Here is a 14079-nt window from a genome sequence, read left to right as displayed (position 1 = left end):
GTCGACCTTTGATGAAAGTAGTCGTTCGATATTTTTTTCGCGGTGTCCGCGCCGTTCTTACGCCCGTGATGTTGATTAGTGAAACACTCACTACCCCAAAACCTATGCAGCGAAGTGCCCAAGGTCAGCAAGAGGTCGACAAGGCATGTCGTGATTTGGCGCTCTATCAGTTTCGCGCCTGCCCCTTTTGCATCAAAGTACGCAAAGAAATGCGTCGTCTGAATTTACCTATTGAAATCCGCGACGCACAACTGGACCCGAAGCACCGGGAAACCCTTCTTCAGGGTGGCGGCAAAAGCAAAGTACCTTGTTTACTGATCCGTCATCAGGACCGCGAAGAATGGCTGTACGAATCCGATGACATAAAAACCTACCTCAATGACCGCTTTGCGGCTATAGAGTAAACGGCAGGTTGCGCGGGGAAGTCTAGCTTCCATTCGGCCGACTGGCAAAGTATCCCGCGCGCAACGGCAGTCCGGCTCGCAGTAACTCCCTGACTTCATTGAGTACATTGAGCTGGATATCTTCCCAGTCACTACGCAGCGCATAACCATAGGACACAAGCAGTTCTTCCAGCTGAATTAAGGCAAACCAGAAGGTCCGCTCCTCACCTGAGCAAGTCGGCAAGGTCATGCCAGCAAAACGCTCACACCAGTCCTCACAAAGCCGATTGAGTTCAGCCAGAACCGATTGATAGTGCCCTTGTGGATGATAATTCGCATCCAGCAAGGCCAGTAAACGCAGCCGCTGCTCCTTCATAAAGCACTGATAGTCATCCATAACCATTTCCCAGGTTTAATCGACAGACTACTTAGTCTAGCTTCAGCGGATCAAACTGCCTGCGGTAACCTGTAGGTTTCAGCGGATTTCAGGCACAAAAAAAGCAAGCCCGAAGGCTTGCTTTCTGGAATCTGTTCAGTCCGACTTACAGCGGAGTGATGTTTTCCGCTTGAGGACCTTTAGGGCCTTGAGTTACAGTGAACTCAACGCGCTGGCCTTCAGCTAAAGTTTTGAAGCCGTTGCCCTGGATTGCGCTGAAATGAGCGAATACATCTGGACCGCCGTCTTGCTCAAGGAAGCCAAAACCTTTTGACTCGTTGAACCACTTTACTGAACCTTTGATAACTTCTGACATACTGGTAATTCCCGTATAAAAATTTGAAAAAATCGTGCGGATAAAAATAAAACTACTTGAAACTACAGGACGAAGAAATTACGAGTAATCAGACATCGAAGTGGAGGATCAATTAAATATTTCTTAACCGACGAGACTCAGTTTACTCCCTCTCAAGCAGAAGTCAAAACTTATTTCTGTATTTATTTCAAGGCGACTCTGCACCTTAAGCCAGCCCACTGCTTTGTAGCAGGTTGCGCATGTGCAATTGCCAAAACTCGATTGGTTGAGCCAATGCGTTGCGGCCCACTGAGATTTCAAACACGCAATGGTTGGCGCTGTGCTGACGTGGCATGGGTAACATCAGCACGTCATGTTGTCGCGCGTAGGCAATAACCTGAGTCATTAGCTGACTCGGAGGAAGCTCTATGCGGATATGAAACATCGCGCACTTAGGCTCTGCGGGGATTAGTTCAATGCCGTCGATCTCAGCCAGCGCCGGCGCCAGCACGACCGTGTAGCTAACCGCCTCACTGATAGCGTCGAGGTTGTCATGCATGCCCTGCTGTGCAGCCAGCACGTAGGGATAGAGCGCGTACAGGTTGCCCCCGGCTCGTCGTGCCCAGACCCGTGCTTTCTGGATAAAGTCTGCATTGCCCAACAAGGCAGCCCCGGCGATACCACCAATGTCTTTGTAAAAAGAAACATATAACGAGTCGGCTAAGTCCGCGATATCCGCCAGGCTATGTTGATAGGCTGCCGCACACTGCCAGATACGGGCTCCGTCTATATGCAATGCGATCTGATGTCGTTTCGCCCACTGCGCTTGCTCCTGCAGAGACTGCCATGAGGGAAGCTCTCCACCAAGTTCGCGCAATGGTAACTCATATACCATCGCGGCAGGTCTTTGCTGGGCTGGCCAGGCTTTGCAGTCGCTCAGGCGCGCGGGACGGTCTGCCGGACCGTACTGAAGCTTTTGCAACTGCCATAATTTTCGGTAACCGCTTTCTTCGTGCAGTAATAAATGACTGCTGGGATGCAACGCCACCCGATTGTTATGTCGTTCATCACAGTGAATACGCAGGGCCAGGGGCTGGGCCATGGTGCCACTAGGCAAGAATAAAGCGGCTTCTTTGCCAAACCTGCTAGCCAGATCTTGCTCGAAGCCCTCAATGAGTTCGCCCTGTCCGTAATAGTCCGCCTCAGGAACGTTTTTTGCCCGTTCACTCAAGCCGAGTAAGACGTCACTCATGCTGCGCTGGGGATGGCGCAAAAAAGAAAATTTAACCTGCCGGGCGGCATCTTTATAAGCTTGTTGTAACCTTGCATCGGCAAAGGCCATTCTAAGTCTCCGTTAATTCTGGCTACACTGATAAGCCAAACCAGGTACCGACTAGCGCGGTGACCAGCATAGCACCGGCACCCCACAGAGCGACACGCATTGCACCTTTGATTACTGATGCCCCTCCCGTCCGGGCCGCGAATGCGCCCAATAAGGCCAGAAACAATAGACTAGAACTGGCGACGCCTGCAACAAGTTGTGAAGGTGGTAACAACCAGCTAGCCACGAGCGGCAACGCGGCTCCGATACTAAACGCCGCCGCCGACGAGATGGCTGCCTTTAATGGCCGCGCCCTGAAGTTGGGGTTAATGCCCAGTTCATCACGCGCGTGCGCTGCCAGCGCATCCTGGGTCATTAACTGACTAGCCACGTCACGCGCCAGAGAACGAGACAAACCACGGTTGATGTAAATCTGAGTGAGCTCTTCCAGCTCAAACGCGGGATCAGCGTTTTGATGACCCCGCTCAAGTTCGATATCCGCTCGTTCCAGATCAGCCTGGGAGCTGACTGAAACATATTCTCCGGCGCCCATCGACAGCGCGCCGGCCACCGCGCCAGCTACACCGGCCAACAGAACCGCCTCTTTGCCCGCGGCTGCGGCAGCGACCCCAATCACCAGGCTGGCGGTTGACAGAATACCATCGTTGGCCCCGAGTACCGCCGCCCGAAGCCAACTCGCCCGGTGAATACGGTGTCTTTGCTGCAATCCTATGTACCTCTTATAGTTCGAACCAGACTACTTTTCTTTATGATCTCCTGCATGTGGTTTACCCGTTCCTGGTTCGGCTTCGTGCGGCGTAGTTTTCTGTTCAGCAGCAGGTTTAGGCTGGGTCTTGCGTTGCTCTTCCTTGCTTTTCTTTGCTTTCACAGCGCCCCCTGCGTTGGCGGCATCAACATCGCCACGAGGCTTACTTTCTTTCGGATACTCCTCTGCATCCTGGACAATTTCCCGTGTTTCCGGGTCAGCCTGCTTCTGTGCCTTGGTTTCTTCGGTTCGACCGCTAAATTTAGCGCCTTCCGATGCCGTTGACTTTTTCTCCTCCGCTTTCATTTTCTGATCACGAGTCGGGTCTACACCCACCGTTGAATCTTTGTCTGGCTGATTCGAGCCTGAGAATAAACGTTTCCAGAATCCCATCACTGCACCTCGTTTTTCACTAAGAACATCCTTTAAAAGGCTAGTGCAATTCACGAAAATGGCGAATTGATGACACAAAAAAGCACACCCGAGGGTGTGCTTTTACATTCAGTGATGACTGGCGCTACGCGAGTTACCTCACGCCATTTCCACTAACATGCTGGAGGGATCTTCAAGAAACTCTTTCCAGCGGTTATTGAAATTCGCCACCGTCGCGCCATCAATAATGCGATGGTCGCCTGACCAGCTTGCCGTCATGATATCGCGGGCAACCACTGCGCCTTGCTCATCAAAACGCGGCAGACTTTGCACCTTACCTAAGGCAACAATAGCGGCTTCGGGCTTATTGATAATGGGCGTGGTTACCGTACCGCCTACCACTCCAATATTGGAAATGGTGATAGTACCGCCTTTCATATCGGCCTGAGCGACTTTGCCGTCACGCGCTGCATTGGTCAGTCGGGTGACTTCTTCCGCGACCTGCAACAAGGTCATATTCTGCACACCTTTGATGTTCGGTACCATGAGTCCAATTTTGGTCGCCACAGCCATGCCAATATTGTGATCCTCGAAATAGGTGATCTCACTGGCTTCATCGTTCAACTGAGCATTCATAATCGGATATTCTTTAAGCGCCAGCGACAGCGCTTTGATAAAGAATGGCATCAAAGTCAGTTTAACGCCTTTGTCGACGTACTTCGCTTTCAGCTTCTTATGCATGGCACGAAGTTCAGTTAAATCAAATTCTTCAGCATAGGTGAAATGCGGAATGGTACGCACCGACTCAGCCATTAATCTGGCCATCGCCGCTTTAACCCCTTTCAATGGTTCAGTGCGGCTGCCACCTGTGGCTTTAGACGGACTTGAAGTCGCTTGCGCTGGGGCTGGTTTGTCCTTGCCGCCATCAACATAACTCTGAATATCTTCTTTAAGAACGCGCCCCTTGCTCCCGCTACCAGGTACTGCCGCAATGTCGATGCCAGCTTCGCGGGCACGCCGGCGTACCGCAGGGCTCGCCAATGCTTTACCTTGCGACGCTGCTTTGGGCGCTTCTGTGGCCGACGCTGCTTGGTTGCTGGCCGCGGTGTCAGCGGATGCTTTAGCAGGTGCATCAGCGGCTGCGTCACCAGTACCTTGCAAGGCAAATAAAGGGTCACCCACTTTGGCGATTTCACCTTTAGCATGGTAAAGCTTGCTCACCACGCCATCTGTCTTCGCCGGGATCTCGACCACAGCCTTATCAGTCATGACTTCAACCACAACCTGGTCTTCTTTTACCTGGTCGCCCTGTTGAACATGCCATTCAACGATCTCGCACTCGACAATGCCTTCGCCAATATCCGGCAATATAAAGTCATTGCTGTGGCCATTGCTTTGAGGGGACTCCTCACTGGCAGTCGCGTTTATTTCGTCGGCGCTGGAGTCCGCAGGTTCTTTCGGCTGCGGCTTACTCTCAGCTGTCTCTTCTGATGATGACGAGCCTTCTTCATCGATCGCAAACAATGCCTCACCAACCTTCGCGACGTCACCTTTCGCATAATAATGCTTAACCACAACGCCATCAGATTTAGCCGGAATTTCTACCACGGCTTTATCGGTCATTACCTCAACCACAACCTGATCTTCTTTCACGCTGTCGCCTTCAGCTACCACCCATTCAACGATTTCGCACTCTACAATGCCTTCGCCAATGTCAGGTAAGATAAAATCTGTACTCATGCTCAGGCTCCTTAGTAATTCAGTGAACGCTTAATGGCTTCGTAGGTTTTCAGGTGGTCTGCCATGTACTCTTTCTCGTGCGCCAGTGGGTACGGCGTATCCAGGCCCGAAACCCGCGCAATCGGCGACTCCAGGTAGAGGAATGCCTTTTCCTGAATTGTTGCAGCCACTTCTGAGCCGAACGCCATCGTATGCGGCGCTTCCTGAGAAATAACCAGGCGACCGGTTTTCATCACTGACTCAGCGACGGTATCCGCGTCCCACGGCAAAATACTGCGCAGGTCGATAATTTCACAGCTAACACCATCTTTCTCAGCCAGTTCTGCTGCTTTCTCGATCACTTCGATCTGCGCACCCCAGCCAACCAGAGTAATGTCGCTACCTTCTTTCACCACCTCCGCTTTACCCAGCGGAATGGTATATTCCTCTTCCGGCACTTCACCAACCGCGGCACGGTACATCCGCTTGGGCTCCATAAAGAGCACTGGATTCGGATCGAAAATCGCACTTAGCAACAAGCCTTTCGCTTCATACGGATTGCGTGGAATAACAATTTTCAGACCAGGAGTATGGGCAAAGTAGGCTTCTGGTGACTGCGAATGGTAGTGACCACCATGGATACCACCGCCATAGGGTGTACGTATCGTCAGGCCACCCACATCAAATTCGTTGCCTGAGCGGTAACGAAACTTCGCCGTCTCGTTGACGATCTGATCGAATGCCGGAAAAATATAGTCGCCAAACTGAATTTCCGCGACTGGCAGGCCACCCTGCGAGGCCAGGCCGTTGGCAAAGCCAATAATACCCTGTTCAACCAACGGGGTATTAAAACAGCGGCTACGCCCGTATTTTTCCTGCAGACCACTGGTGGCACGGAAAACGCCGCCGAAATGGCCGACGTCTTCGCCAAACACAGTGACTTTGTCATTCTTTGCCATCGCCACATCAAGGGCACTATTGATGGCCTGTAATAAATTCATCTTCGCCATTATTATTTCACCCCTTCTGATGTCTTCGGATACGCGTCCGGATACTTACGAACGTGCTCTTTCAGTTGCTCAAGCTGCTCTTTCAGCTGCTCGGTCGGGGTGTCATACACATCATTGATGATTTCATCAATGTGCGGAACTGGAACCTTCTCTGCTTCTTTCAGCGCCGCCAGTACTGCTTCTTTTACTTCCTGCTGCTGGGCATCGGCATCTTCTTCATTAATCCAGCCTTTGCTCAGCAGGTAATTGCGAAAACGTTTCAGCGGGCACTTATCACGCCAGGCCTGTTCTTCATCACGGGTACGATAACCAGTCGGATCATCAGAGGTAGAATGGCCAGCCATACGATACGACATCGCTTCAATCAGCACTGGCTCGTTTTCCTCAACCGCTAAACGGCGTGCTTCCTGCGTGGCTGCATAGACAGCCAGAATATCGTTGCCGTCGACACGAATGGTTTTCATACCATAGCCAACACCACGCGGTGCAATACCGTCACCAGCCAGCTGTTCGCTGATCGGCGTGGAGATCGCGTAGCCATTGTTGCGGCAGAAGAAAATTGCCGGCACTTTCAGCACCGAGGCCATATTCAGCCCCGCATGGAAGTCACCTTCTGACGCCGCACCTTCACCAAAGTACACCAGCGTGCATAAGCCTGAGTCTTCATGCTTTTGCCCATAGGCGTAACCTGTGGCCTGCGGGATCTGTGTGCCCAGCGGCGATGAAATAGTCATAAAGTTCAAATCAGCGCAGCCGTAGTGAACTGGCATCTGACGTCCTTTACCGAGGTCTTCCGCATTTGAAAACAGCTGGTTCATGAACTGCTTAATAGTGAATCCGCGAAAAGCCAGTGACCCTTGTTCACGGTATTGACCCATGATCATGTCGTCGAACTTAAGCGCCGCTGCAGAGCCTATGCTTGCCGCCTCTTCGCCCAGTGACGAAAGGTAAAAGCTAATCCGCCCCTGGCGCTGAGCTGCAATCATGCGCTCATCAAGAACCCGAATAAATTGCATGGTACTGAACATTTTCAGTGCCAGGTCTTTATCTATTTCAGGCAGAGTAACGCCTTCATGAGGTTTGCCATCTTTATCCAGCAACTGGAACATCGGAATGCGCAGTGCATGACCGTCGATAACCTCAACTGAGGTCACCACATCAGGCTGTTTCGTTGTTTGTGTAGCCATAACCTTCTCTCTTTCGATCCGCAGTGCAGCGAAAGCCGTGCTGCGGTCTGAACGTGGATGCTGTTACAAATGTGCGCAACTTTACCTTTACGTCAACTTGGTTGCAAACGGATTCGGGCTTTGTGCCATGCGCCAGGTGTTCACTGCGCAATACAGTTCACAGCAAGCCCCCAAGCGCCGCGTCATGCGCCGTTGTTGGCTGAAACTGGAAGACTGCTCAGACCAGATTTAGTTGCCCGGGATCTATTTCTTTTACCGTGATCAACGCGCGCTGACCGAGTGCAACCTTGGCATTCGGAAAAATAATCGCCTCGCCTTTTTCCAGCACCGGGTACGCTTTGTCACCATCGCGGGCGAGAACGTAACCGGGCTCGAATTCAGTAAAATTTGCCACGTCATCAGCAAAATTGAGCTCAAAGTCCTGCTGGGTACGATTGATACTCCGCAGCACCTGATAGATATGGTGCCGGGCCGGGTCAAACTCACCCAAGGCAAGGTCCTGACCGGCAATCAGCTGGCGCAACGTGCTGCGGCAGGCGGCAAAGTTCTCTACTGGATTTTCACCAAAGGGGCGGACTTTCCCTAACTCGAGCGTAAAGGCGTCCGCATCGAACTGACGCACACTAAAATACGAAAAAGTGGTGGTCGGCCCTTCGTGCAGTAGCACTGTATCTACGCCCATAGCAGCCAACAGTTGCAGCTGCGCCTTCTTGTAGGGCTTGCCATGGGTGAACGGGTAGACTGCGAACTTCTCGTGCTGTGAATCACGAATCGCGGTGTGCATGTCATAATGCAGCCGTTGCCGCTCGCCAGCTGGCGCCTGTTCGAAGAAACGCTGCACATAGCCTTCAATCGCTTTAGCGCGTACACGTTCGTTGTTGCTCAGGCCTTCACCTTCACTATGAGCACCACTGAACAGGCGGTTCATATTTTCATCAACAAAGCGCTTACCAATATTAATCGCTGCCGGATTGGCAATAATGAACATCACCCGCACCGCAGGCGTAAGTGATTGCTCACGAATGGCTTCAATTAACTCATCACAAATCTCAATTGGAGCCGTTTCATCACCATGCACTGCGCAGCTCAGCACCAAGTCCAGTGAACCCTTTGTTGCTGGGGTAGAGTTTGCTGGGGTAAATACAATCACCCCACTGTCCCAGACTTCGACCCCAACACCATTGTCCAGGGAGGTGGCACTGAGTACGTCGGCGTTACTTTCAATGCCCCATTCGTTGGCGCGGGTAAACTGCAAAAAATTCTCGTTGTTGAGCACGCTGATCTAGTCCCCTTGTTTGTTATCTTTTAATTCATTTTCAAATTCTTCCAGCCGGGTACTGGTTGCCTTTAACTGCGCTTTACGCTCGTCTTCCGGCATTGGTCCTGGTTCAAAACCTTTGGTCGCCAACAAGGCTCGCAACACCCGTGAACGATATTCACGGCGATACAACACCCCCACAACCACAGCACTGGCGACAATAAAGAATAGCGGATTGGTAAACCAACACAGATAAGCCAGAGCAAAATAGTAGGCGCGCAGGCCGTAGTTGTATTCATGTCCGGCCTGATCAAGGACCTTTGCGGTGTTCCGCGCATAACGGTCGCGAGCTTCTTCACTCACCGTCGAACGACTCATGTTAGGCGCCATACCGAGTAACACAGAGACAAAACCAAACTGGCGAATGGACCAGGTGAACTTGAAAAACGCGAACACTAAAATAGCGGCCAGGCCGGCGAGTTTAAGAATAACCAGATTGGCGGTCTGTTCGGCGGTGAAAGGTAATTGGTTGATAACACGTACAAACGCATCACTTGAAGCTAACACGGTGAAAACACCAGCCAGCACCAGAACAGTGGATGAGGCAAAAAAGGTCACGTTGCGCTCAACATTACCAATCAGGCTGGCATCCGCGATGTGGTTATCTTTGTGCGTCACTGCATACATCCAGTCGACCCGCAGGCTGCGCAGAATGCTGGAGAGGCAATGGATATGACGGGCTCGTTTTTTAGCAAACAATGAATAGCCAACCCACAGCACTACAAACCAGGCTAAGGCGACAATATCGATCAGAGGAAGCTCATTCATGCGGGGGTCCTTGCGCTTAGGTTGATGCCTTTATTATGCTTTCGCATCATAGACCTAAGCGCCCCCCGCATCAAGGGCTGAAGCTAGTTAGAGGAATCCATTGCCGGCTGGCTCAAGGGCTGTTCGGCGGGCCCTGGCTGGGACTTCCTGAACAGGCGCTTAACGTCATCCAGAACCAGGTATAAGCATGGGATCAGTAACAACGTAATAACCGTGGCAAATAAAATACCAAATGCCAGTGATATCGCCATCGGAATAACCAGTTGTGCCTGGATGCTTCGCTCGAGAACGATCGGAAGCAGACCAGCAAAGGTCGTCAGCGAGGTCAGTACGATCGCGCGAAAACGTGCACAACCGGCATCCACTACCGATTGTTTCAGGCTCACACCCTGTTCCCTCGATTGATTGACATAATCCACCAAAATCAGGCTGTCGTTGACCACAACCCCCGCTAACGCAATGATACCAAATAAGGACAAAATACTAACCGGCATACCAATAATCAGATGTCCGGCGACCGCCCCGATAATACCGAACGGTATCACCGACATGATAATCAGCGGCTGGCTGTATGACCGCAAAGGAATGGCTATCAGTGCATAGATACCAAACATCGCAAATACAAAACCTATTGCCAATGCGCCTAAGGCGTCCTGCTCGTCCTGACTGGCCCCTTCGAGGCCGAAACGAACGTTGGGGTACTTCGCTAAAATATCATCCAACTGTTCACTGCGAATATCACGAATAATGGCGAAAGGTTCGACTCGGGACTTATCGACCCGTGCCCGCACATTGACCGAGCGCACACCATTGACCCGATTAATCGAACTGTAGCCGTCGGCTTCAATAGCTTCGGCAACCGCAGTGAACGGCACTTCACGACCATCGGCGGTACGCACTTTCAATGCTTCCAGATTACCAATCGACTGTCGTTCAGACAGTGGGTACCGGACCATCACCCGCACTTCTTCATCGTCACGCTGGATGCGTTGCGCTTCTGCGCCATAAAACGCGTAACGAACCTGGGTCGCCAGATCCTGCAAAGTAATACCTAATTGATCGGCCGTTGGCTTCAGTACCAGCTGAATCTCTTGCTGGGGCGCGCCAAACGTATCTGAAATATCAAATACCCCATCGTACTCCGCCATCGCCGTTCGCAGTTCCAGTGCAGCTTGTGATAACTGATCCAAATCAGATCCGCTTAACTGGAACTCAATGTCGTAACCACCGCCTCCGCCGATACTACCTTCAAAGTTGAGGCTCTTAATCCCAGCCATTTCCGGTACTTTCTCACGCCACTGGTTAACAATCATAAAGCCATCGATTTCACGCGACTCACCTTTTTCAAGCTCTACAACGATGGTTCCCTGTTCGGCTGAATTAATAAAGGTATTTACATGGCGTACTGCAGGTTCGTCATGTTCCTGCTGATACTCTGAGTCGATTTCATACAGTGCGTTGCGGATTTGGCTGAGTGACTGAATGGTTCGTTCTTCGTTTGTGCCGGGCTGCATTTCCAACGACACCTGAACGAAGTCACTGGGAATATTGGGGAAAAACACCCAGCGCACCACACCACTGTTTATCAGCCCAATCATTAAAATAAACAAAGCGAGAAACGTCGCCAGCGTGGTATAGCGGAAGTCGACACATTTTGCCGCAAATGGGCGGTAACGCGTTTCAACGAAACGTTTCAGTTTGTCCGCAAAGCCGTTGCGAAAGCGCTGAAAACCGTTCTGCTTCGCCTCTGCCGTACGCGAGAACTTCATATGGTTAATATGCGCAGGCAGGATCCATTTCGATTCAATCAGCGAGAAACCAAGGCATAAAATAACCACCCAGGCAATCGACTGCCAGATCCCAGCCATGGCCCCATCCACCATCAACATGGGGACAAACGCCACTATCGTCGTTAACACCCCAAAAGTAGCGGGGATAGCCACCCGCTTGGCTCCGCGAATGACGTTTTCTTCACTCTTGCCATACTTCTCTATCTCAGAGTATGTGCTCTCGCCAATGATAATCGCATCGTCGACCACAATACCGAGAACCAGAATAAAGCCAAATAATGAGATCATATTGACCGAAACATCAATCGCCGATAGCTGCATTAGCATAAAGGCACCAAGGAAGCAGACCGGCAGCCCCACCATGACCCAGAACGCCAGGCGAATTTGCAGGAACAGGCTGAGGGCGAGGAACACCAGTAAGACACCGATGTACATATTGTTCAGCATCAGGTCCAGGCGCCCTTGCAGGTAGTACGAACTGTCGCCCCAGTGGGCCAGTTCGACGCCCTCTGGCAGGTCATTGCGTTTATTGTCGACGTAAGATTTCACCGCTCTGGCAATGGCCAGGTCGTTCTGATCACCGATTGATTCAACGCGAACAAAGGTTGCAGGTTTATCATCAAACTCAGCAAAACTGCGTCGCTCGACAAAGCCATCCTGAACCCGGGCTATATCGCTTAGCAGCAATCTGGTACCGTCATCCCTGCGCACCAGCACAATGCGCTCAAACTCATCTCCGATATAGCTTTGGTTCTTGGCGCGGAGCAAAATATCGCCATTGGGCGTACGGATCGACCCGCCGGGCACATCCAACGACGTGCCGCGGATGGCTGCCGTGATATCGTTAAAGGTTAATCCATAGCGCTGCAAATCAGCTTCGGCCACCTCAATCGAAATTTCGTACTCGCGTGCTCCGACGACTGCGACCTGACTTATGCCAGGCTGGCTGCGTAGTTCATCACGGACTTCATTTGCCATCAATTTACGCGCCCGCTCGTCCAGATCTCCATATACCGACAACCAGATAATTTGCCTTTGCATACGGGTACGATAAATATTTGGCGGCTCTATCTGCGCCGGAAAGCTGGTGATACTGTCGACCCGCATACGGACTTCGTCCATCACTTCCTGAATTGGGTAATCGTTCTCCAGTTCAACTGAAATCGATGCCAGCCCTTCGCGCGCTGTACTGCGCAGGTTTTTGATTCCCTGAGTGTTATCCAGCGCATCTTCGATGCGAATGATAACCCCCTGTTCCACTTCCTGAGGCGCGGCGCCCGGAAACGGCACCTGGATCGTGATCATGTTCAGCTCGACAGTAGGGAACATTTGCTTACGAATGGTCAGTACCGACATGATGCCGCCAATAATAATGAACGCCATCAATAAGTTCGCCGCTACCGTATTACGGGTGAACCAGGCAATAAGACCCCGCTCAGGTGGGCGCTGATCTGGCTGTTGCTCACTCATCCGCAGCCCCCTCTACCGCTTCGTCCGACTCTGTGGAGGCGTCGCTGCCGTCTTGCACTTCAGTTGCTTCCTCGTCCCCTTCGATACGCACTCGCTGACCACTAATGGGATTATCCAGTTGGGTCAGCATGACCCGCTCGCCAGCTGCCAGACCTTCTCTGACAAAAACCGTATGCCGATCCCGCCGCTCGACCACAACTTCACGTTGTTCCAGTATGCGGGGGGCCTCATCTGAAATCACCCAGGTCATATTATTTGAATTGACAGCGTAGCGCGGAAGCTCAACCAGATTCTCAAGCCGAATCCCTTCGACCTCTGCTTCAACAAAACGACCAAAATTAAGCACCCGCTCATGGCTGGAACCCTGACGGTTATAAGGGTCCTGCACCTCGACTACGGCATAGGTGACCTGACTGCCAGCATCAACTACACCTTCGGTTCTTACTATCGTTCCTGGCCATTCATAGCGGCGTCCTGAAATCGACGCTTTCAGCGTCACAGCCGGCCCTGATTTATCCTCAACCAGACCCGTTGGAATATCCAGAAATGCCATGTCCTGGTCGGTTAAGGGTAAGCGGATTTCTGCGATATTGGTTCCGAGTATGTTGCCAACCACCGAATTGGTCGAGACGTATTGACCCAGGGTAACCTCGCGGCTTTGCAACACACCATCAAAGGGCGCCCGGATCCGCGTCCGCTCAAGATTTCGCTCCGCCTGCGATAACCGCGCGTCCGCCGATTGCAGTTCAGCCAGTGCACTGGCCAGTTGCGGTTCACGTAACCCCAACGACGGAATCTCGCCAGCCTCGATAGAACGCCATTCCGCTTCTGCCACGCGGCCCATCGCACGCTCTTCCGCCACCGCTGCCTGGGCGCGGGCCAGATTTGCCCGCGCTTCTTCGCGTGCGACTTCGTAATCAGAGGGGTCAATCTGCAACAGCACATCACCAGCATTGAAAAAACCACCCACCACGAAACGATTATCGACATGAACCACCTGACCACTCACTTCAGCCACCAAAGTGGTGTCATACTTAGGTAATACATTGCCTTGCGCAGCAATGCTAAACTGATGACTGTCTGGTTGTACCACCTGAAAATCTACCAATACAGGGAGTCGTTCAGCGCCCCCTCGCTCAGGTGCCTGGCGCATACTGGCCAACAGAACCGCGACCAGGATCGCAGCAACAAGAATGACAATGGGTAAAATAATGCGTTTCTTAGAAGCCATGGCGTTATACTAT

At 51.9% G+C, this 14079-nt stretch carries 13 protein-coding genes; 1 reads left to right on the top strand and 12 read right to left on the bottom strand.

The window, feature by feature from the left end:
* Positions 1-11 precede the first annotated feature (11 nt).
* Positions 12-404 carry a glutaredoxin family protein gene (locus CWE14_RS07915; protein ID WP_126798871.1) on the top strand — a complete coding sequence of 131 codons (393 nt, stop codon included), beginning with the start codon at positions 12-14 and terminating at the stop codon, positions 402-404.
* Between the two features lie 22 nt (positions 405-426).
* Here CWE14_RS07915 and CWE14_RS07910 read toward each other — a convergent pair whose 3' ends face one another.
* The 12 genes from CWE14_RS07910 to CWE14_RS07855 form a co-directional block, all read right to left on the bottom strand.
* The gene (locus tag CWE14_RS07910) at positions 427-780 is read right to left on the bottom strand and encodes a hypothetical protein (RefSeq protein ID WP_126798870.1); all 354 of its coding nucleotides are present in this window, start codon (positions 778-780) and stop codon (positions 427-429) included.
* Between the two features lie 145 nt (positions 781-925).
* Positions 926-1135, bottom strand: a complete 210-nt coding sequence (locus CWE14_RS07905) for a cold-shock protein (protein WP_126789741.1) — start codon at positions 1133-1135, stop codon at positions 926-928.
* 205 nt (positions 1136-1340) lie between these two features.
* Entirely contained in the window at positions 1341-2456 is a 1116-nt protein-coding gene (locus CWE14_RS07900) for a threonine aldolase family protein (protein ID WP_126798869.1), read from the bottom strand.
* Between the two features lie 22 nt (positions 2457-2478).
* Positions 2479-3162: a VIT1/CCC1 transporter family protein gene (locus CWE14_RS07895; RefSeq protein ID WP_476723720.1), complete on the bottom strand. Its 684-nt coding sequence runs from the start codon at positions 3160-3162 to the stop codon at positions 2479-2481.
* Between the two features lie 30 nt (positions 3163-3192).
* The gene (locus CWE14_RS07890; protein ID WP_126798867.1) at positions 3193-3594 is read right to left on the bottom strand and encodes a hypothetical protein; all 402 of its coding nucleotides are present in this window, start codon (positions 3592-3594) and stop codon (positions 3193-3195) included.
* A gap of 138 nt (positions 3595-3732) precedes the next feature.
* Positions 3733-5313, bottom strand: a complete 1581-nt coding sequence (locus CWE14_RS07885) for a dihydrolipoyllysine-residue acetyltransferase (RefSeq protein ID WP_126798866.1) — start codon at positions 5311-5313, stop codon at positions 3733-3735.
* Positions 5314-5324: 11 nt separating this feature from the next.
* The gene (locus CWE14_RS07880; protein ID WP_126798865.1) at positions 5325-6302 is read right to left on the bottom strand and encodes an alpha-ketoacid dehydrogenase subunit beta; all 978 of its coding nucleotides are present in this window, start codon (positions 6300-6302) and stop codon (positions 5325-5327) included.
* A gap of 2 nt (positions 6303-6304) precedes the next feature.
* On the bottom strand, positions 6305-7489 hold the full coding sequence (locus CWE14_RS07875) for a thiamine pyrophosphate-dependent dehydrogenase E1 component subunit alpha (RefSeq protein ID WP_126798864.1): 1185 nt from the start codon (positions 7487-7489) through the stop codon (positions 6305-6307).
* Positions 7490-7706: 217 nt separating this feature from the next.
* Positions 7707-8765, bottom strand: a complete 1059-nt coding sequence (astE, locus tag CWE14_RS07870) for a succinylglutamate desuccinylase (protein ID WP_126798863.1) — start codon at positions 8763-8765, stop codon at positions 7707-7709.
* Positions 8766-8771: 6 nt separating this feature from the next.
* Entirely contained in the window at positions 8772-9575 is an 804-nt protein-coding gene (locus CWE14_RS07865) for a DUF599 domain-containing protein (RefSeq protein WP_126798862.1), read from the bottom strand.
* A gap of 83 nt (positions 9576-9658) precedes the next feature.
* Positions 9659-12835 (bottom strand): efflux RND transporter permease subunit, encoded by a 3177-nt coding sequence (locus CWE14_RS07860; protein WP_126798861.1) that lies wholly within the window; start codon positions 12833-12835, stop codon positions 9659-9661.
* The gene (locus tag CWE14_RS07855; protein WP_126798860.1) at positions 12828-14066 is read right to left on the bottom strand and encodes an efflux RND transporter periplasmic adaptor subunit; all 1239 of its coding nucleotides are present in this window, start codon (positions 14064-14066) and stop codon (positions 12828-12830) included. The genes CWE14_RS07860 and CWE14_RS07855 overlap by 8 nt, the downstream gene beginning before the upstream one ends.
* Positions 14067-14079 lie beyond the last annotated feature (13 nt).

It is taken from the genome of Aliidiomarina soli (genome assembly GCF_003986975.1).
Lineage (GTDB): Bacteria > Pseudomonadota > Gammaproteobacteria > Enterobacterales > Alteromonadaceae > Aliidiomarina > Aliidiomarina soli.
Note: the sequence above shows the minus strand (reverse complement) of the source record. Positions and strands in the feature narration are given on the sequence as shown.